The organism is Clostridium vitabionis (assembly GCF_015351765.1).
Classification (GTDB): domain Bacteria; phylum Bacillota; class Clostridia; order Lachnospirales; family Lachnospiraceae; genus Clostridium_R; species Clostridium_R vitabionis.
The window spans coordinates 35,687-50,658 of the sequence record NZ_JADKQA010000002.1; the positions used below are offsets into that span (position 1 = coordinate 35,687).

General features: G+C 51.3%; 27 protein-coding genes, 1 tRNA gene and 1 pseudogene. 6 read left to right on the top strand and 23 right to left on the bottom strand.

What is annotated here, in order from left to right; translation table 11 throughout:
* Window positions 1-38: 38 nt before the first annotated feature.
* From ISF27_RS05025 to ISF27_RS05135, 23 genes are all read right to left on the bottom strand, one after another.
* Window positions 39-1,340 (bottom strand): terminase large subunit domain-containing protein, encoded by a 1,302-nt coding sequence (locus ISF27_RS05025; protein WP_407926055.1) that lies wholly within the window; start codon window positions 1,338-1,340, stop codon window positions 39-41.
* Window positions 1,312-1,677 carry a hypothetical protein gene (locus tag ISF27_RS05030; protein WP_194609815.1) on the bottom strand — a complete coding sequence of 122 codons (366 nt, stop codon included), beginning with the start codon at window positions 1,675-1,677 and terminating at the stop codon, window positions 1,312-1,314. Before ISF27_RS05030 ends, ISF27_RS05025 begins: the two co-directional genes overlap by 29 nt.
* 21 nt (window positions 1,678-1,698) lie before the next feature.
* Window positions 1,699-1,770: transfer RNA gene (locus tag ISF27_RS05035), tRNA-Gly, on the bottom strand.
* A gap of 5 nt (window positions 1,771-1,775) precedes the next feature.
* Window positions 1,776-2,537, bottom strand: coding sequence for a Mom family adenine methylcarbamoylation protein (locus ISF27_RS05040; RefSeq protein WP_194609817.1), 762 nt, complete (start codon window positions 2,535-2,537; stop codon window positions 1,776-1,778).
* Window positions 2,510-3,121, bottom strand: a complete 612-nt coding sequence (locus ISF27_RS05045; protein ID WP_194609819.1) for a ParB N-terminal domain-containing protein — start codon at window positions 3,119-3,121, stop codon at window positions 2,510-2,512. The genes ISF27_RS05040 and ISF27_RS05045 overlap by 28 nt, the downstream gene beginning before the upstream one ends.
* A gap of 139 nt (window positions 3,122-3,260) precedes the next feature.
* Window positions 3,261-3,686: an RNA polymerase subunit sigma-70 gene (locus ISF27_RS05050; RefSeq protein WP_194609821.1), complete on the bottom strand. Its 426-nt coding sequence runs from the start codon at window positions 3,684-3,686 to the stop codon at window positions 3,261-3,263.
* Window positions 3,686-3,865 carry a hypothetical protein gene (locus ISF27_RS05055; RefSeq protein WP_194609823.1) on the bottom strand — a complete coding sequence of 60 codons (180 nt, stop codon included), beginning with the start codon at window positions 3,863-3,865 and terminating at the stop codon, window positions 3,686-3,688. Before ISF27_RS05055 ends, ISF27_RS05050 begins: the two co-directional genes overlap by 1 nt.
* On the bottom strand, window positions 3,862-4,008 hold the full coding sequence (locus ISF27_RS05060; protein WP_194609825.1) for a hypothetical protein: 147 nt from the start codon (window positions 4,006-4,008) through the stop codon (window positions 3,862-3,864). Before ISF27_RS05060 ends, ISF27_RS05055 begins: the two co-directional genes overlap by 4 nt.
* A gap of 104 nt (window positions 4,009-4,112) precedes the next feature.
* Window positions 4,113-4,508: a single-stranded DNA-binding protein gene (locus tag ISF27_RS05065; RefSeq protein ID WP_194609827.1), complete on the bottom strand. Its 396-nt coding sequence runs from the start codon at window positions 4,506-4,508 to the stop codon at window positions 4,113-4,115.
* A gap of 97 nt (window positions 4,509-4,605) precedes the next feature.
* On the bottom strand, window positions 4,606-4,890 hold the full coding sequence (locus tag ISF27_RS05070; RefSeq protein WP_194609829.1) for a hypothetical protein: 285 nt from the start codon (window positions 4,888-4,890) through the stop codon (window positions 4,606-4,608).
* Window positions 4,887-5,462, bottom strand: coding sequence for a replicative helicase loader/inhibitor (locus ISF27_RS05075; protein WP_194609831.1), 576 nt, complete (start codon window positions 5,460-5,462; stop codon window positions 4,887-4,889). The genes ISF27_RS05070 and ISF27_RS05075 overlap by 4 nt, the downstream gene beginning before the upstream one ends.
* A complete protein-coding gene (locus tag ISF27_RS05080) occupies window positions 5,459-6,232 on the bottom strand; it encodes a DUF6291 domain-containing protein (protein WP_194609833.1) in 774 nt (257 codons plus the stop codon). Before ISF27_RS05080 ends, ISF27_RS05075 begins: the two co-directional genes overlap by 4 nt.
* 3 nt (window positions 6,233-6,235) lie before the next feature.
* Window positions 6,236-6,583, bottom strand: coding sequence for a hypothetical protein (locus tag ISF27_RS05085; RefSeq protein WP_194609835.1), 348 nt, complete (start codon window positions 6,581-6,583; stop codon window positions 6,236-6,238).
* Window positions 6,564-7,121 (bottom strand): hypothetical protein, encoded by a 558-nt coding sequence (locus ISF27_RS05090; RefSeq protein WP_194609837.1) that lies wholly within the window; start codon window positions 7,119-7,121, stop codon window positions 6,564-6,566. The genes ISF27_RS05085 and ISF27_RS05090 overlap by 20 nt, the downstream gene beginning before the upstream one ends.
* Window positions 7,118-7,939: a hypothetical protein gene (locus ISF27_RS13265; protein WP_235986039.1), complete on the bottom strand. Its 822-nt coding sequence runs from the start codon at window positions 7,937-7,939 to the stop codon at window positions 7,118-7,120. The genes ISF27_RS05090 and ISF27_RS13265 overlap by 4 nt, the downstream gene beginning before the upstream one ends.
* A gap of 9 nt (window positions 7,940-7,948) precedes the next feature.
* Window positions 7,949-8,443: a siphovirus Gp157 family protein gene (locus ISF27_RS05100; RefSeq protein ID WP_194609839.1), complete on the bottom strand. Its 495-nt coding sequence runs from the start codon at window positions 8,441-8,443 to the stop codon at window positions 7,949-7,951.
* Between the two features lie 39 nt (window positions 8,444-8,482).
* Window positions 8,483-9,037, bottom strand: a complete 555-nt coding sequence (locus tag ISF27_RS05105) for a DUF6273 domain-containing protein (RefSeq protein WP_194609842.1) — start codon at window positions 9,035-9,037, stop codon at window positions 8,483-8,485.
* A complete protein-coding gene (locus ISF27_RS05110; RefSeq protein WP_194609845.1) occupies window positions 9,034-9,318 on the bottom strand; it encodes a hypothetical protein in 285 nt (94 codons plus the stop codon). The genes ISF27_RS05105 and ISF27_RS05110 overlap by 4 nt, the downstream gene beginning before the upstream one ends.
* 40 nt (window positions 9,319-9,358) lie before the next feature.
* Window positions 9,359-9,934: a cell wall hydrolase gene (locus ISF27_RS05115; protein ID WP_235986040.1), complete on the bottom strand. Its 576-nt coding sequence runs from the start codon at window positions 9,932-9,934 to the stop codon at window positions 9,359-9,361.
* A complete protein-coding gene (locus ISF27_RS05120; protein ID WP_194609849.1) occupies window positions 9,931-10,242 on the bottom strand; it encodes a hypothetical protein in 312 nt (103 codons plus the stop codon). Before ISF27_RS05120 ends, ISF27_RS05115 begins: the two co-directional genes overlap by 4 nt.
* Complete coding sequence (locus tag ISF27_RS05125; RefSeq protein WP_194609852.1) at window positions 10,223-10,411, bottom strand: hypothetical protein; 189 nt, start codon at window positions 10,409-10,411, stop codon at window positions 10,223-10,225. The genes ISF27_RS05120 and ISF27_RS05125 overlap by 20 nt, the downstream gene beginning before the upstream one ends.
* Entirely contained in the window at window positions 10,408-10,563 is a 156-nt protein-coding gene (locus ISF27_RS05130) for a hypothetical protein (protein WP_194609855.1), read from the bottom strand. The genes ISF27_RS05125 and ISF27_RS05130 overlap by 4 nt, the downstream gene beginning before the upstream one ends.
* Window positions 10,564-10,577: 14 nt before the next feature.
* Window positions 10,578-10,811 (bottom strand): hypothetical protein, encoded by a 234-nt coding sequence (locus ISF27_RS05135; protein WP_194609857.1) that lies wholly within the window; start codon window positions 10,809-10,811, stop codon window positions 10,578-10,580.
* 132 nt (window positions 10,812-10,943) lie between these two features.
* Between ISF27_RS05135 and ISF27_RS05140 the strand changes: the two genes are divergently transcribed.
* The 6 genes and pseudogenes from ISF27_RS05140 to ISF27_RS05165 form a co-directional block, all read left to right on the top strand.
* Window positions 10,944-11,408 carry a helix-turn-helix transcriptional regulator gene (locus ISF27_RS05140; protein ID WP_194609859.1) on the top strand — a complete coding sequence of 155 codons (465 nt, stop codon included), beginning with the start codon at window positions 10,944-10,946 and terminating at the stop codon, window positions 11,406-11,408.
* Window positions 11,409-11,855, top strand: coding sequence for a hypothetical protein (locus ISF27_RS05145; protein WP_194609861.1), 447 nt, complete (start codon window positions 11,409-11,411; stop codon window positions 11,853-11,855).
* A gap of 112 nt (window positions 11,856-11,967) precedes the next feature.
* Window positions 11,968-13,377 carry a recombinase family protein gene (locus ISF27_RS05150; RefSeq protein WP_194609863.1) on the top strand — a complete coding sequence of 470 codons (1,410 nt, stop codon included), beginning with the start codon at window positions 11,968-11,970 and terminating at the stop codon, window positions 13,375-13,377.
* Between the two features lie 12 nt (window positions 13,378-13,389).
* A complete protein-coding gene (locus ISF27_RS05155; protein ID WP_407926056.1) occupies window positions 13,390-13,599 on the top strand; it encodes an SIR2 family NAD-dependent protein deacylase in 210 nt (69 codons plus the stop codon).
* A gap of 41 nt (window positions 13,600-13,640) precedes the next feature.
* Complete coding sequence (locus ISF27_RS05160) at window positions 13,641-14,042, top strand: macro domain-containing protein (protein WP_194609865.1); 402 nt, start codon at window positions 13,641-13,643, stop codon at window positions 14,040-14,042.
* A 56-nt stretch (window positions 14,043-14,098) separates the two neighbouring features.
* Window positions 14,099-14,972, top strand: a pseudogene (locus tag ISF27_RS05165) (hypothetical protein); the annotation flags it as partial.

Here is a 14,972-nt window from a genome sequence, read left to right on the forward strand (position 1 = left end):
TGACCCCTCTTATCCAGTTTTTAAGACCTTCAAACATTTCATTCCTCAATCAAATCCTTCATATCGCGCTCGATGGTGTATTCCATGGCATCGAGCGAATCAATGTCGGACGAGCCATCATCAAGGCGGGCGTCGTCGTCCTTTGTTTTGTCCCATACCGCCTCGGACAATGCCGTCGTGACCGATGCAGCGTCATCCGTAACCCAAAAACGGCCCGCGCCCATGAGGCGGAGGACCGTGTTTATTCTGTCATTTATATGCCGCTTTTCTGCCGGGCGGACGATGATGTACGGGAATTTCTTTTCGACCGCGTTCCGGATTCCGTTTCCGAGGACTGATTCTGCATTGTCGTAATAAACCGATTCGACATTGTGCCATCCGTCCCGCGATGACACCCCGTATTTGTCAATCACGCGCTGGAGGAATTCAATAAACAGTCGGTCAAGAACGTTTCCGTCAATCGGCTCGCCAGTATCGGATGCCATGACGCGCTCTGACATCAGGATGATAACGTCCCGGAATCCGTCGGTATATCCGCGGGCAACGAATGCGTGCCCGGATTGATTTCCGCCGAAGTCCAGGCCGATTTCAATCGAAATAATATCGCGCTTCGCAAATTGTTTCGTTGCATTCCCCGGTGTGGTTTCGTCCACGATCTCGCACCGGAACGCCCGCGGGTCGTCCGCGAACCTCCGGTATATGGCGCCCTCGGCGCGTTTCCATTTGCCAAGAATCAGCCGATCATAATAAATCGTTCCGGTGTATTCCTTGCAGATATTCGAAACGAATTCTTTCGACAGGTGAGGGTTGTCGAATATCGTGTATTGCTGCAGATAGATGTCTGCACCCGAATCAATGAACTTTTTCAGCCAGTGTGTCGGATGTTCCGGGTTGCACGATCCATCAAAACACGAATATGGCTTGTCGAGACGGGATTTGAGAATCTGGAATACTTCGGAGTTCCATTTCGCCACCTCGTCGCCGTATGCGTATTTTATTGACGCGCCCTGAATCTTTGCTACCTGCGATACCTTTTCGGCGCCGAGGCAATAAACCGGTTCGCCGAACAACGTCACCACGTTTCGGCTGTTGATTGTGCCGATGCGTTTATCTGTGTAGATTTCCCGCATCGGTTCGAGGACGTTTCGTTCTATGGTGTCACGGGATACCCCAAGGATGACCGATATTCCGGATTTCCCGGTGCGCTCGATAATTCGTTCCGGGATAACCGCCGCAACGTCTACAAACGATTTTCCGGATCGGACAGCACCCGATTTTATGTTCCAGCGTCGATTCGCGGCGTTCAGGTATTCAACCTGTTTCGGGTTTAGGTGAATCACCGTGTTTCATCCCCTCGATGAACTGAATCACAAGGTCGTTGTCGTTCGTCTCGACCTCATATCGGTCGCGCTGTCCAAGGTACTGTTTCCCGAGCCAAATTGCCATTGTCGCATTCTTTTCCGCCAGGCGGAACTGCGCCCGACGTATGGATATTTTGCCCGGTGCCCGCTTTTTGTCGAAAACTGCCGCAAATCTTTCCTTGTACGTCCTCTTGCAGAACCGATCTATCGTGTCGGGTGACACGGAAAACCATCCGGCGATTTCTTCCTCCGTGCATTGCAGGGCGCACAGCTTTTCAAATTGTTCTTTGTCTATTTCTTTTCGTGGCCTTGCCATCCGTATATCACCTCGCAATAAAGCCGGGAGGTCAGATTCGAACTGCCATTTCCCGCAAGGATTGCGGGCGTTCTACCATTGAACCACCCCGGCGAATATCATTTATCAATATGGCGTTCCGCTTGTGCGACCTTTTCGCCCTTGTACATCCCGCCGCCGATTTCATCAATCGTTGAGAACGGCAATTCCGGAACTGCCAGATGATAATTCCTGTTTATGATGTAAATGTATCGGAACTGATAGCCGGAAACGACCTGCGTGTGCAGGAGTTCCGCTATGTGCTCAACCGTGACGTTTTTTCCGCCGAGGTTGAATTCCGCATTCAAAACCTTATATAACCGATTCGATTTTGACTGGAACGACATCCGATGCGCATATTTACCGCCGCCGTTGTATTTCCGGTATTTCTCCGGTAAAACCAACATGCTCCCCCTGCTATACCCGGTTAGTTTGAACCCCGATGCCCGGTATATGGTGCCGTCTCCGCAATGTGATCCATCGGCAAATGAGAGGATCCATTTTATCTGCGGCGCGTTTTTCCGAATCAGGCGGATTGCAACGGAAATACAATGTGATTCAGAGTTCCGCGGGAGTGCTTCATCAAACGCCATTCGGTTTAATTCCAGCATGTCGTTCCATGGTGCCGGGTTCCCGTCCTGATCAACGACGAGGCCGAGGACTTTCCGGCGGTCCATCGGGCTGCCGAACGACATCGCGCCATGCAGGCGCCCGTCGAGAAACGCTCCAAAGTGAAGCGTCGAATTGTGTACATGTTTTCCGGAATAGTGATGTTTGTCGACAAAATCATTCGCGATTTTCGACGGAATCACTTTCAATCTGATGTCTGTTGCTGAAGCCATTCGTCCACCACCAAAAACAGGGCATTTCCGTTTGAATTCCCGTTATTATCGTTCTGATAGTTCTTGTACCGTTCCGTTCCCTTCATTTTCCCGATGGCGTCCTTTATGATGTCCGCCTGCTCCTGCGACAGCGAGAACGACATCGTTGACGAGGTCGTTTTGTCCCCGGATGCCAGGTCAAAATCGGTTCCGAATTCGTCGTCGGTCCCGAGGTCGAATCCGAAGTCCTCCATTTTGAAATCCGGCAGCAGGTCGTCCAGTTCCCCGCCGAGTTCGTTATAGTCCCATTCGGACCGTTCCCCGACCTTGTTGTCTGCCAGTCGGAACGCCTGAATCTGCTTATCAGACAAGTCGTCCGCGCGGATGCACGGAACAGATTTCATTTTCAGCTTTTTAGCCGCCTTGAGCCGTGTATGGCCGCACACAACGACGTTGTTCCGGTCGATCACAATCGGGACTTTGAATCCGAATTCCTTTATTGAATTCGCGACATATTCGACCGATGCGTCGTTCTTCCGTGGATTGTGGTCATACGGCGTCAGGTCTGACACCTGAATCATTTCGATCTGCATCTCGTTCACCATGAAAAAATGACCGGGATTTCATGCCCCGGTCATTATGCGCTTGACGCCGCGCCGCGTATTTTGAAAAGGAGGAATCATTACGATCTTTCTACATTTCCATCGTATAGAATAACATTTCAAATCGGGACATGTAGGACATTCAGGACATTTTTGCATTTTTTTTCATGAATCTTTCAAATTCCTTCCGCACGCTGTACTCATTCGCACCGCGCCCGATGATTTCGGCTGTTTCTCGCCATGATTTACGGTCAAATATATGTGCCCGGATAATGCGCTGCATCCGGGCCGGAATTCCAATCATCCAATTCTCAACCTCTGCCCGCAGGGCGTTGGCATTCCCGCGCTGGAGAAGAAGGATCCGTTCCTCGGCATCGATCAGGGCTAATTCCTTCGACGGCGTCCCCTCGATTTTGTAATGTTGTACCGTATACGGGAATTCCGGCGATGATCCGATGACGGTGTCGTGAACTGTCGATCTGTTTTCCCGTAGTTTTGCAATTCTGTCCTCGGATTCCTTCACCAGCTCACACGCATCGATGTACTGGTCAAGAATTGATTTCTGCATCATTTCCATTCCTTTCCAGTCGCACGGTCCCGCAGGTGGATGCGATTCGTCACATCCAACCCCGCGAGGCTTGCGACAGATTTCATCAGCCTGATAACCTCCGCTATGTTGTCCGGAATGCGGTCGGCATTGCGAACTGCAATGTCCGCCGTAGGGTCCGGGTATTTTTCTCCGTTCATACGTTCCCCTCCGTCATTATGTACGCGACGATCTTAGCCGCGGTTCTTTCGCCAATTCCCGGTATTTCCTGCAATTTCCGGAACAATTCGTCATCCGACAATATGACAGCATCGTCCGGGATTTCCTTTTCTCCTTCCTCCAATCCGTCCGCGAATGCCGTTTTGTATATCGACGTAACCCAACGGTTGAATTCATTCAGCGACATTCGTGTGACGGTCTTGTAGGTTTGGAAATTTACCGGTTTCATCAGTCAAACGGGAGGCTTTCCTGCATCCCGTCCGGAATGTTCATGAACCCGTCGCCATCCGTTGCCGGTTCCGGTGCGGCGGGAGTGGTTTTGGATTCCACGAATTCACATGTTTCAACAATGACATCGGTCGTGTAAACCGTGTCCCCGTTGCGGTTTTTGTATGACCCCGTCTGCAGATGCCCGGAAATCAGGATTTTTGATCCTTTGCCGAAATACTTTGCAATATTCTCGGCTGCCTTATCGAATGCGACGCATGACGGAAAATCCGCCGCCTTATCCTGCGCCCTTGGCCGGTCAATCGCAATGCTGAACCTCGCGACGGCCATGTTGTTCTGCGTGTACCGGATTTCAGGGTCCCGTGTGAGGCGGCCCATCAGAATTACCTTGTTCATTTCGTGTATTCCTCCATTTCGTTCAATGCCGTTTTGATTAACTCCGCTCCGAGGATCCAGAGCAGGAGAGGAGCGCCGATCAGGGCAATAATTGCAATCATTCGTGTTCCTCCTTCCTGAAATTTTTCCCGAATATCCACATCCATTGAGCGTGGGTATGATTCTTTTCGAATTCCACCTGGGCGATTTCCTCTAGTTCTGCATCATGGGCGCCATGGTCGTGCAGGTCCGCATGACACTGGCGGCATAAATGGACTTTCAGCCCGCATCGTTCCGCGTTCGCCCGCCTGCTGCCGTGTAACATGTGATGCACTTCCATCTTCCCGCGGCGCCCGCAGATATAGCAACGGTCCTTGACATCGCCCGGAATAATGCTGTTCATGCCCCCTCCTTGGTCAGCTGCAACTGTTCGGAATTTCCGACAAGTTGCCGCGTTGTCTGCTCAATCAGTGCCCGGACCTTTGACGGGATTTTTGCCTCATCCTTCATCTGCTGCACCGTCGCATTGTATGCCCGGATGAATTGCGACTGTTCGACCGTTTCCACCTCGTTTGTCGGCAGCATGCACATCTCGCGCAGGTTTGCCGCGGACCCGACCGCCCGCTGCACCGCCGGAGGAAGTTTTGCGAATTCCTCCGCGGAATTGTATCCGGAATTTCCGAGGGCTTTCCGGACGAGCGTCCACGCCTCAAGCGCGTTCATTTCCAGTTCCGGCTGCTTCATGGTTTTTGTGATGCAGTCGATCACCTGCCCCGGAGACGGCGGGAATCCTTTCGTGTCGGATGCCAGGTATATTTTCAATCCGGCGGATGCCTGCATGTATGTGTAATCCTCCATGACGGCTGTCCACGCCTGAATCATGTTGTCATAATCCTTCGTCGTGTATTTCGTAAAATGCGCTGGGTACGTGACCTTGATGACATACACGATTTTCGCGGTTTCCTGCAGGGTCATTGTCCTTCGCCTCCTCCGTTGATGATCCCCATGAGATAATCGTTCGCGTCGAATCCTCCCGGTTTCGTTGTCCCCGAACGTGCGCGCTCGGCGGCGGAACGATACCCCCATTTTTCCATCACGAGGGCATAGTTCCGGTATGTTTTGCCGGATTGCTCGCAGTATTCGTCAACCGCCCGGATGGCATTCTCTGTTTCCGTGCTCCCGTGCTTTGCGACCAATGCGTCGAACTGGTCGTCCGTCAGAAGGACGTGGCCGAACTGCCCGTGTTTGTGGCGGGCAGGACGCGCGGACGCGCTTTTCTTTTTAGCGCCCGTAGGGTGCTCATTCTCAGATTCATTCTCAGTATCAGATTCAGATTCATTATCAGATTCATACTCAGATTCATTATCAGCGACGTTTGCGACGTTTTGCGATTCCGTATTATCGCAAATATCGCTTTTGCGACCGTTTGCGATGTTTTGCGATTCGTCGTTATCGCATTTGCGATCATTTGCGACCGTTTGCGATTCCGTCCAGCGTTTTTCATTCCCCCTGCGCCCGGCATCAGAACGGTTGCGGCACGTTTCGTTATACTTTGCCGTGTCCTTGTCCAGTTGCGATTCGATCATGGAAAACATGGCGCTGACAACGGGGTCGGTGATTTCATATTCCGCTCCGGTCTGTTTTGCGCAGATTGCCTTGATCAGGATTCCGGCCTGTTCTTCCGGCAGATTCGCAAGGAGCGTCGCCCATGACATATACATCACAAAACTATTTCTTTCAGCCATGATTCAGTCCCTCCATGCACCGAACAAATCTATCCAATCGGACAATCTCATTGTTACCATCCATTCGCCGCGATCCCGGCGATGAAACACTGTCGGGATGCCGTCATTTCTTTTCTTTGCCTCGTCCACGGCCTGCGCCATGGCGTTGTAGATATTAAGCCGTTCCTGGCGTTTAACCTCCGGATGAATGCCGTCAAGCCCGACGATGTCGGATTCATGATAGAAAACCTTTCCGCGATGAACGTCGTATCCGTACCAGTCGCGAAGGATCCCGGCAAGCTCACGTTCTGCATTCGCACCCTTATTTCTGGCAGCCTTTCCGCGCTTGTGTTTATCCGGTTCGCTTATCATGTTCCCGCCTTTCCATCTGTTCAAGCAGTGCCCGCATTTCCGCATCCGGAGGCGTTTCCAGATGCATGTCGTGCATATCATCGATAACTCCATTCAACAGCCGGGAAAATTCCTCGGTGTTATAGGTTGACGATCCATAAAAGCAAAGCATCTGAATCATTGTCCTTGGCGTTCCGGAACCGGGGTCAATGACTTGCATCTCCCCGACAACCTTCGTTTCCCGCCATTGCGCCTTGACGGATTCCACCGCCTCCGGAATCACGAGGATGTATGTATATTTCCCGTACCGTTCCAATTCGTAGAGGTAAACCGTCCAGTTATCCGTCCGCAGTGCCTTTGCGATTTCTCCGAGGCACGCCCACAGCATCGCATTAGCGTCCAGCGACCGGCGTTCCCTGTGCTTTGCGAACGATATGTCTAAATCCATGTCCGCGTATTTTTCGACGTCCTCCGGGTCCGCGGTAACCTCGAAGGATACGACCGGTTTCCGGCTCCGAAATGGAACCGAAACCCCGGTCAATGTCCCGCGTGTTTTCATGCCGTCCGCTTTTTATCCCATTCCTGGAGCATCGCATTCCCGGTGTGGCCGAAATCCGCCCAGTCGCCGATTGTCATTTCCGTGAGGTCCTTGTGACCGTACTTCTCGAAAATCATTGATTCCGGCATTTCGTGCCGCTTGCACATCATTTTCAGCGTCAAAACCTGTTTGTCGCTTATCGGCTGTGCGGGGTCAACCTGCTTGCGATGTGGTTCATTCTGCGCCCCATCGGCGGGCTTTTCCGGCGTGGGTGCACACTTATTCGCCTGCGCCTCCTGACGCGATTCTGCGGCATTCTGCGCGTTCCTGCGGCCATACGTGAATACAACTTCATCCCTGTTACTGTGGTTCACAATTTCGAGGAATGATATTGTTCCAGCGTCGTTGTATTCAATGGTTTGCACCGCGAAGCGGTCGTATGTGTAGAACTGCCCATTGTCCTGCTGCAGATTGAATTTCCCGGCGGGAATCCAGATGAACGGGGCGGTGTAGAGTTCGCGGCCAATCCCGAAATTGAAGCAGGCGCGTTTAAACGAATCGGACGCCTGTCCCTTTTCCTTTTCCGTGTTTGATTCCGTGCCAACGTCCTGCTTTTCGACCCATTCGCCTGTTTCGGGATCCTTAACCGCAACGGTGCAATATAGGTTCCCTCCGATGATTTCATGGTGCCGCTGCCAGCCAAACATGCCGAACGTCTCGTCCAGAATGTTCTGGTCAACGCGGGCATCCTTGTAGAGGAGGACGGAACAACCGGTCTTTTTCACCATCGCCACGCGGGCGTCGATCTCATCCGCCCGTAATAGTCTGAAATGCTGCATATGCCCCTCCTATCTGATCCGGATTCCCTCGTCCTGTTCCAGGTGCGCGAATGGAAGCGCCGCGCCTGATTTCAGTTCCGCCATGATTTTCTTCTTGTCGACCGTCGGGTCCTGTGGGACGAGATAATCGATCGGAATATCCGTCAAATTTTCCGCATCCATCACGACACGCGGCGGGTTTTTCTGGATTCCAAACGAGAACAGCGACGTCTTGAATTTCCGCTTCCCGGTCGTTTCCATCGCCATCTGCAGGGATTTCTTCATGCGGTCGATATTTCCCTCCATGGATTTCTTTCGCGCCTGCAGGCGCTTGATTTCGTCCCCGATGGCTCCGGAATCGGCGTTCATCTGTGCGATGATCTTCGCGTATCCATCGGCCTTGTCCTCAAATTCCCAGTCGAGGGATTCCAGCGTATCCGAAAATGCCTGCGGGTCCGTTTCGGGATCCTCGGCCATTTCCAGCAGTTCGAGGTATTCCCCCGATAATTCGTATAATGTTGCCATGTTTGTATTCCTCCTATACCGCCCATTCGGGCGGGGATGTTAGATTTTCAAGATGAAAGCGGGGCGCACGCCATTAGAATCCGACGCGTAGTCGCTGTTCGCATCGCCGTTCGCGTTGCAAGTAGCAAAGTCCGTGGAGTTCGCGACGTTACGCAACCATCCCCATTCATAAACACCATCCCGGAATGCTACCCGGTTATGCCTGTCGGCCATTGGTTCCCACTGCATCACGTCGCCTTCGTCCTCCTCGGCAAATATGTTCTTGCCGAACATTTCGCGCTCTGACGGGATTGTCAGAATGTCGCCGTTATCAAATGGAATGAGCCGTTCCCTGATGTCGTCCGGGAAACTGTCGAGGATTTCGCCGTTGAGGGACTTTCTAAGGTCGGATGCCTCATATCCCCCGCGGGTGCCGCCTCTGTGGTTCATCGGGTACGGTTTGCTGAGGAAATCAACGGCACAGAATACCGTTCCGTTTATCAGTTCCTTGACTGCCATAGCCTCGACCTTTTCCCCGGTTTTCAATGTGAAGCTGATCCGGTCGCCGATTATTGGGCGGGTTGTTTCGACCTCTGTCATACGATTTACTTTCATGCCTCTTCCTCCTTCTCTGCACGTTCAGCATTCAGCTTGTTAATGGCGTCCGTTACGTCTGTGGAACGGGTCAGCCCGAATAATCCTCGGATATAGCCGACATCGACGCTGGATTTCGGAACGTACTGTTTCGCCGATCCATAGCCGCGCTCCATCCCGATGTCGCTCATTTCCTCTGCGTTCAGTTTCGCGTCGAGGCGGCGGATGCGGTCATGGATGACGGCAAGTTCCGCCTCTGCCCGTGCCATGCGGTCGATGATGTCTTTCATGTTTTCGTTCATAATTGTTCCTCCTATCTATTGAAACGGCCCTATTGCCGATTCATTCGTAATTGAAATAGTGATCCTGATATTTGAATGCCAGTGTCCCGTATGGCTGAAACCCGTCCGATGAAAAGTAGAGGACGTTCCAATCAGCGCGTTCCTCAAGCTCCATCGAAACGGCCTTGTAGCAGTCCGGGGTTACGTCTGTGAATGCCCGGTCAAGCGCGCCATTCGAAACCGGCGTGAACTGGTTCTTCTGGTAGATGACGCCGCTGATTGTGTCTGGAAAGTCCGGAGAATCGACGCGGTTCAGGACGGTGTCGGCAACCAACCGTTTCCCCATCAAATCTTGATTACCGGCCTCGGCGTACACCAGACAGGCAAGCAGTTCGAGCTCCGCCTGATAATTTTCCTCGGCAATCTGTTCCGATTCGGCGATTGCCTCCTCGCGGAGCGCTTCTGCCCGGTCGGCTTCATATTGTCGTTCCTGTTCCATCTGCACCGCGTACAGTTCCTTTGCGCATTTCACGCGCTGGATTTTTTGGAAATGCAGTGATGTGATGGCGAGTGCCGAACCGATGGAAATTCCGAGCGCCGCAGAAATCAGATTCTCCTTCGCGGTGTGGCGTCTCATTTTTCCGCCTTTTTCAGGATGTCGTCCTTTACCATCTTCAGCACTCCATCGACGAATACCTCCATCGTGTCCGGACGGAACATGCGGGTTCCGTCTTTGTCGGTTGTCTCCCAGATTCTTTTGATGGTCGGTCCGATGGCGTTCAGCAGGATGTAAAGCTGGACAACCGGGGCGTTAAATGCGTTGTCGGTTATCGTCGGTTCGGTGGTTCCCGACGGCATGTCGATCATCATCTGGATGTTGCTTCCTTTGATGAGGGCGTCCATAAACTCGCCGAATGTATCGATGTCAATTTCCTTGTTGTTCATAATTGTTCCCTCCTAGTACCTTGTAACCTGCCGCTTGGAATGCCCGGACGGTCATGCCGTGCGCAATCCGTTTCAATTCATCCGGTGGGATTTCATCAATCCGGCGCTCGCGCCGTTCCCCGTGGTGCTGATCCACGATGACCCCGGACACGTTCCACCCGGCTGTCATTTCTGCTCCTTGCCGGATTCTGCCCGGCGCGCCATCTGCACGCCCCGGATGATTCCGATGAACTCATAGCGTTCATTCGTTGTCAGGGATTTGACGAATTTAATGATTTCGTCCGCCTCGGTTTTCTGCTCCTTATCTAACAAGACATCCATGTTTGAACCTCCTTTCATTCATCCGCTACTGGGTTCGTCCCGTCCAGACATCCACATGCGTGCATCCCGTTTATCCATTCCTTGACCGGGGTCTCCGACTTCCCAACGGTGAACCTCTGTGATGCCACGGCATACATCCATTCGATGTGCCGCCATGCATCGCCAAGCGTCCGATGCGCCGATGTGATGGTCCCGTTTGTGATAATCAGGAATGCCGCTCCGTTGTCCGCGATCCTCACGTTATTCATATGTGAACCTCCTTCCGGGATGTCTTTCTGTGTTTCTGTGACTATTATATGTGCTAATGTGACTATTGTCAATTGCTTTTTGTTGACAAACGCACATTTTTAATTTATTATGAGCGGGTAGGAGGTGATTGCATGACTGGAGAACAGGTTCGCATTCTGCGGAAGAAGTTAGGTATGACGCAGCAGGAATTTGCCGACAGAATAGGAATAAAGAGAAACACGATTGCGAACTATGAAGTAGGCCGGAACGATCCGGTTGATTCAGTTTCAGCATTGATATGCCGTGAATTCAATGTCCGCCGTGAATGGTTGGAAACGGGAGAGGGCGACATGTTCGCCCAGCCGGATGAATTTTCCCTGGACGATTTCCTCCGGGAACATGGTGCGGATGCGCTGGAAGTGCAGTTGATGAAGGCATATTTCGAGCTTGATCCGGACATCCGGCACCGGATTGTCGAGCAGTTCAAGGAAAATTTAAGGCGCGAACAACAGCAGAACCGGGTTGCCGATGCGGAGGAAGAATATATAAAAAGCAACTCAAGGAATGCACGGAACGCGGATTCTACTGCTTCGAATACTACAGAAGGCGTTGGTTGAATGGGCATAATAAAGAAAATACTTAATCGCTCGAATAACAAACCAAGCGATAATTTTATGTATAGTCGTGAATTTCAATCCCTAGAAAAAAGGTGGGTGGAGAGTTCTAACGATGTGAGCGCTGGCTGGTCAATGCTTTATAACCTGAAAAAATTCGACGGAATGCGCTCTGAAAAATATGAAGTGTTATGCCGGAAAAATATTGAATTGTTTTTATCCGTGCGTGATCAGTATATAAAGAATGGTCAGAAGGTAATGCCGACAATTTGTGAGGGATATAAGAGACTGGCGATGTTATACGAAAAACGGAAGGATTATATTTCCGCGTGCAATATCTGCAATGAAGCCATTTCAAACGGGGCGGTTGACGAGCTCGACAAACCTAAGGGAATGATGGTGAGATATATCAGATATGCCAAAAAGGCTGGAATTGAGTTACCAGAATAAAAAACCGCCCGGCATGTTGGCATCATGTCAGGCGGTGTAGTTCCCGAAGGAACAATTATGAACGTGTTTATTGTACAGCCTCCGGGAGATTATTTCAATCGGAGGTTTTTCTATGGTCCAATGTATCGAGTACACACGGGCATCGACGAACAATCAGGAATATTCCGTCGGCGATCAGGACAAATCCATCCGTGACTGGGCGCGCCGCAACAAATACAAAATCGTGAAATCATATTGTGATGATGGCATATCCGGCCATTACGCGGCGAAGCGTCCCGGATTTTTGTCCATGATCGAGGATGTCACGACAGGGAAATATCCGGATATAAAGGCGCTTTTGATATGGGATTCGTATCGGTTTGCCCGGAACATGGTCGAGTTCCTGACATACAAGCAGATGATCCAGCAGCACGGAATATCCGTGATTGCGGTGTCTGAGCCGATTGTGCAGGACGATGACGCGCAGTTATACATTGACGCAATCAACGGCGCATCCGGCGAATTGTACCTCCGGAAGTTGTCGAAGGATTCCAGGCGCGGAATTCGTGCGAAGGTCGTCGAGCGGCACGAGCACATCGGAAAATGTCCGTTCGGCTATATGATGAAGGACGGCGCACTGGTCGCCGATCCGGACCGTGTGCCGTGGGTAAAATACATGTTTGACGCGGTGGAAGCCGGGACGCCATATCTGCAGATATGCCATGCATTGAATGACAACATGGTTTATTCCGTGAATGGTGCGCAGTGGTGTGTCGCCACGCTGAAATATGCCCTGCAGAACCGGACATACTGCGGGCAGATTGAGGCGACGCTGTCCGGCGATCACGGAATATACGACGGAAAGCATCCGGCAATCATCACGCCGGAACAGTTCGATAGGGTGCAGAATGTTATGGCGGAGCGGGCGGCAAAGCGCAAGAAATACGAACATTCCACGAATCAGTATGTGCATTGGCTTTCGGGGCTGGTGAGGTGCCCGATCTGCGGGCGGTCAATGTCCCATGTGAAACGCCCCGGCGGGAGGAAACCTGCATACCGGTGCAATGGATACGTCGGAGGGCAGTTATGCACAAACGGGTCTGCCCGCGTGTGGATAATTGAACAGGCCGTGTATAGGGAATTGGAGCGGATATATACGGAACCGGATGCCATAGAAACAGCAAAGATTAACGTCGTGCACCCGAAGGCGTCGATCGACTATGATTTCGAAATATCGAAGCTGGAAAAGCAGCTTGACCGGGCGAAGCGCGCATACATAGAGGAAATCGACACGCTGGAGGAGTACCGGGAGAACAAAACGCGCCTCACGGATGCCATAAACGAAATGAAAAAGAAAAAGGCCGCTGCCCCTGCTGCCGATTCGGTCATTCCCGACGACTTCCGGGCGAGGTGCCGCGATGTGCTGACGTTCCTCAAGTCCGACGCGCCGATGGATGAAAAGGCAGCCGTTGCACACGGCCTGATTGAAAAGGTTTGCCCCGATTCCAGGGCAAAAACGATCACGATTTATTTTTATGCCTGATGGAACACAAAGTTGCTGAATACACCGGTAATTATAAAATTTCCTTTCTGGAAATACACGCGGCAGAATCCCAACGCCTTCTACGCCTGCATAAACCTTGGCGAGGCGGGCTGCAGCCGTGAGATTGTGAAGCAGAGTATCTGCATTGATGCAGGCATCGGCGAGGTTCTCGAAGCGCTCGGTTCTTGTGAGGAGCCTGCATCATCCGGATTCATAGGCTGAGTCGTCAGAAGCCCGGCTGTCTGAAGAGAGGGGGATCATTAATGGATAGGCACGATTTAACAGAACAACTTCATTTTCTGATCAAGTGTCTGGAAGCAGAAATGCCGGAGTATGCGGGATATGCCATGCCGGAGGATCCGAAACAGGCGTTTAATCTGTATCGGGCGCTCTGCAATATCCGCATGCCATCCGGGGATACCGGGCATACATTGCCAGATGATTTCTATACGGTGCAGTCTGAAGTCCTGCAAAACATAACGGAGGAAAAGGGGATCACAGAGGCAGCGGCTCTGTCGCCGGCCAGATTGGATCAGCGTCTTTTTCTCTGGCAGGGAGATATCACAACGCTACAGGTCGATGCGATTGTAAATGCCGCCAATTCCCAGATGCTCGGGTGTTTCTCGCCGCTTCATGGCTGCATTGACAATGCTGCACTTGGCTGAATCACACAGGCATCATACAGAGAAGTGGCCTTAGTTTAATCAATTTTGCGACTCGGATGCCGGATCCTGATGAAAATGCTACTCCCCAGGAGAAGTTAAGGTATTATCGAATGGTCAGTGGTCTTAGTTATGAAGAGCTGGGATCACGTCTTGGAATGACATCTTTCGGAATTATTAATTTGGAATCCGGTTTTAATGACATCCAGTATGAGGATGCTCATAAGCTTGGAGAAGCTTTAAGCGTCGATCCAAAGGAGTTCCTGGATGAGTATTCGAATTTCTGCGGACCGGGATATGGAAAGCGTATAGCATCTATACGACATGCCATGGGACTTACGCAAGAGCAGTTAGCAGATAAGATGGGAGTTCTGCGATCTACAGTGAGTATCTGGGAATCTGAATTTGATAATCATCATCCTGCAAGGGAAATGTATGAACTGCTCAAGCAATATGCATCAGAGCATGGAATCGATATTATACAGCAGGTTGAGAACCAGGAAAAATATGTAGACGAGTACGAGAGATTCGTCGCACAGGATTGGGGAAAGAAGCTTCGACGGATCCGCCTGTGTTATGGTATGATTCCGTCAGATTTTGCTACGATTCTTGGATGTGAGGAACAGACCCTTACACATTGGGAACTTGAATGCTCAAAGCCGCTGAGAAGATACTTCGGGACAATCAAAAAACTGGCAGCAGATAAAAAAATCAATCTGGATAGCCTGAATAAAAATCCTGATCGATATACAAGTGACTTTGAGAATTTCATCGCCAGAGATTGCGGAAGAAAGATGAAGAGTATCCGCATGGCGTATGATATGACGCAGAGAGAATTCAGCCGGTTGATCGGATGCTGTGATGTGGCTGTATCTAAATGGGAGAATGGCTTGTGTACACCGGAACTTAAGTATTTCCGAACAATAGAGATGC

What these genes read in the sequence shown, in the direction of transcription:
- ISF27_RS05115 (WP_235986040.1), bottom strand. Translation starts at nt 9,934, where the DNA reads ATGAGACGCCACACCGCGAAGGAGAATCTGATTTCTGCGGCGCTCGGA.
- ISF27_RS05150 (WP_194609863.1), top strand. Translation starts at nt 11,968, where the DNA reads ATGGTCCAATGTATCGAGTACACACGGGCATCGACGAACAATCAGGAA.
- ISF27_RS05090 (WP_194609837.1), bottom strand. Translation starts at nt 7,121, where the DNA reads ATGAAAACACGCGGGACATTGACCGGGGTTTCGGTTCCATTTCGGAGC.
- ISF27_RS05140 (WP_194609859.1), top strand. Translation starts at nt 10,944, where the DNA reads ATGACTGGAGAACAGGTTCGCATTCTGCGGAAGAAGTTAGGTATGACG.
- ISF27_RS05145 (WP_194609861.1), top strand. Translation starts at nt 11,409, where the DNA reads ATGGGCATAATAAAGAAAATACTTAATCGCTCGAATAACAAACCAAGC.
- ISF27_RS05040 (WP_194609817.1), bottom strand. Translation starts at nt 2,537, where the DNA reads ATGGCTTCAGCAACAGACATCAGATTGAAAGTGATTCCGTCGAAAATC.
- ISF27_RS05050 (WP_194609821.1), bottom strand. Translation starts at nt 3,686, where the DNA reads ATGCAGAAATCAATTCTTGACCAGTACATCGATGCGTGTGAGCTGGTG.
- ISF27_RS05160 (WP_194609865.1), top strand. Translation starts at nt 13,641, where the DNA reads ATGGATAGGCACGATTTAACAGAACAACTTCATTTTCTGATCAAGTGT.
- ISF27_RS05030 (WP_194609815.1), bottom strand. Translation starts at nt 1,677, where the DNA reads ATGGCAAGGCCACGAAAAGAAATAGACAAAGAACAATTTGAAAAGCTG.
- ISF27_RS05080 (WP_194609833.1), bottom strand. Translation starts at nt 6,232, where the DNA reads ATGGCTGAAAGAAATAGTTTTGTGATGTATATGTCATGGGCGACGCTC.
- ISF27_RS05135 (WP_194609857.1), bottom strand. Translation starts at nt 10,811, where the DNA reads ATGAATAACGTGAGGATCGCGGACAACGGAGCGGCATTCCTGATTATC.
- ISF27_RS05120 (WP_194609849.1), bottom strand. Translation starts at nt 10,242, where the DNA reads ATGAACAACAAGGAAATTGACATCGATACATTCGGCGAGTTTATGGAC.
- ISF27_RS05075 (WP_194609831.1), bottom strand. Translation starts at nt 5,462, where the DNA reads ATGACCCTGCAGGAAACCGCGAAAATCGTGTATGTCATCAAGGTCACG.
- ISF27_RS05065 (WP_194609827.1), bottom strand. Translation starts at nt 4,508, where the DNA reads ATGAACAAGGTAATTCTGATGGGCCGCCTCACACGGGACCCTGAAATC.
- ISF27_RS05125 (WP_194609852.1), bottom strand. Translation starts at nt 10,411, where the DNA reads ATGACAGCCGGGTGGAACGTGTCCGGGGTCATCGTGGATCAGCACCAC.
- ISF27_RS05085 (WP_194609835.1), bottom strand. Translation starts at nt 6,583, where the DNA reads ATGATAAGCGAACCGGATAAACACAAGCGCGGAAAGGCTGCCAGAAAT.
- ISF27_RS05070 (WP_194609829.1), bottom strand. Translation starts at nt 4,890, where the DNA reads ATGAACAGCATTATTCCGGGCGATGTCAAGGACCGTTGCTATATCTGC.
- ISF27_RS05100 (WP_194609839.1), bottom strand. Translation starts at nt 8,443, where the DNA reads ATGGCAACATTATACGAATTATCGGGGGAATACCTCGAACTGCTGGAA.
- ISF27_RS05130 (WP_194609855.1), bottom strand. Translation starts at nt 10,563, where the DNA reads ATGGATGTCTTGTTAGATAAGGAGCAGAAAACCGAGGCGGACGAAATC.
- ISF27_RS05110 (WP_194609845.1), bottom strand. Translation starts at nt 9,318, where the DNA reads ATGAACGAAAACATGAAAGACATCATCGACCGCATGGCACGGGCAGAG.
- ISF27_RS05055 (WP_194609823.1), bottom strand. Translation starts at nt 3,865, where the DNA reads ATGAACGGAGAAAAATACCCGGACCCTACGGCGGACATTGCAGTTCGC.
- ISF27_RS05105 (WP_194609842.1), bottom strand. Translation starts at nt 9,037, where the DNA reads ATGAAAGTAAATCGTATGACAGAGGTCGAAACAACCCGCCCAATAATC.
- ISF27_RS13265 (WP_235986039.1), bottom strand. Translation starts at nt 7,939, where the DNA reads ATGCAGCATTTCAGACTATTACGGGCGGATGAGATCGACGCCCGCGTG.
- ISF27_RS05045 (WP_194609819.1), bottom strand. Translation starts at nt 3,121, where the DNA reads ATGGTGAACGAGATGCAGATCGAAATGATTCAGGTGTCAGACCTGACG.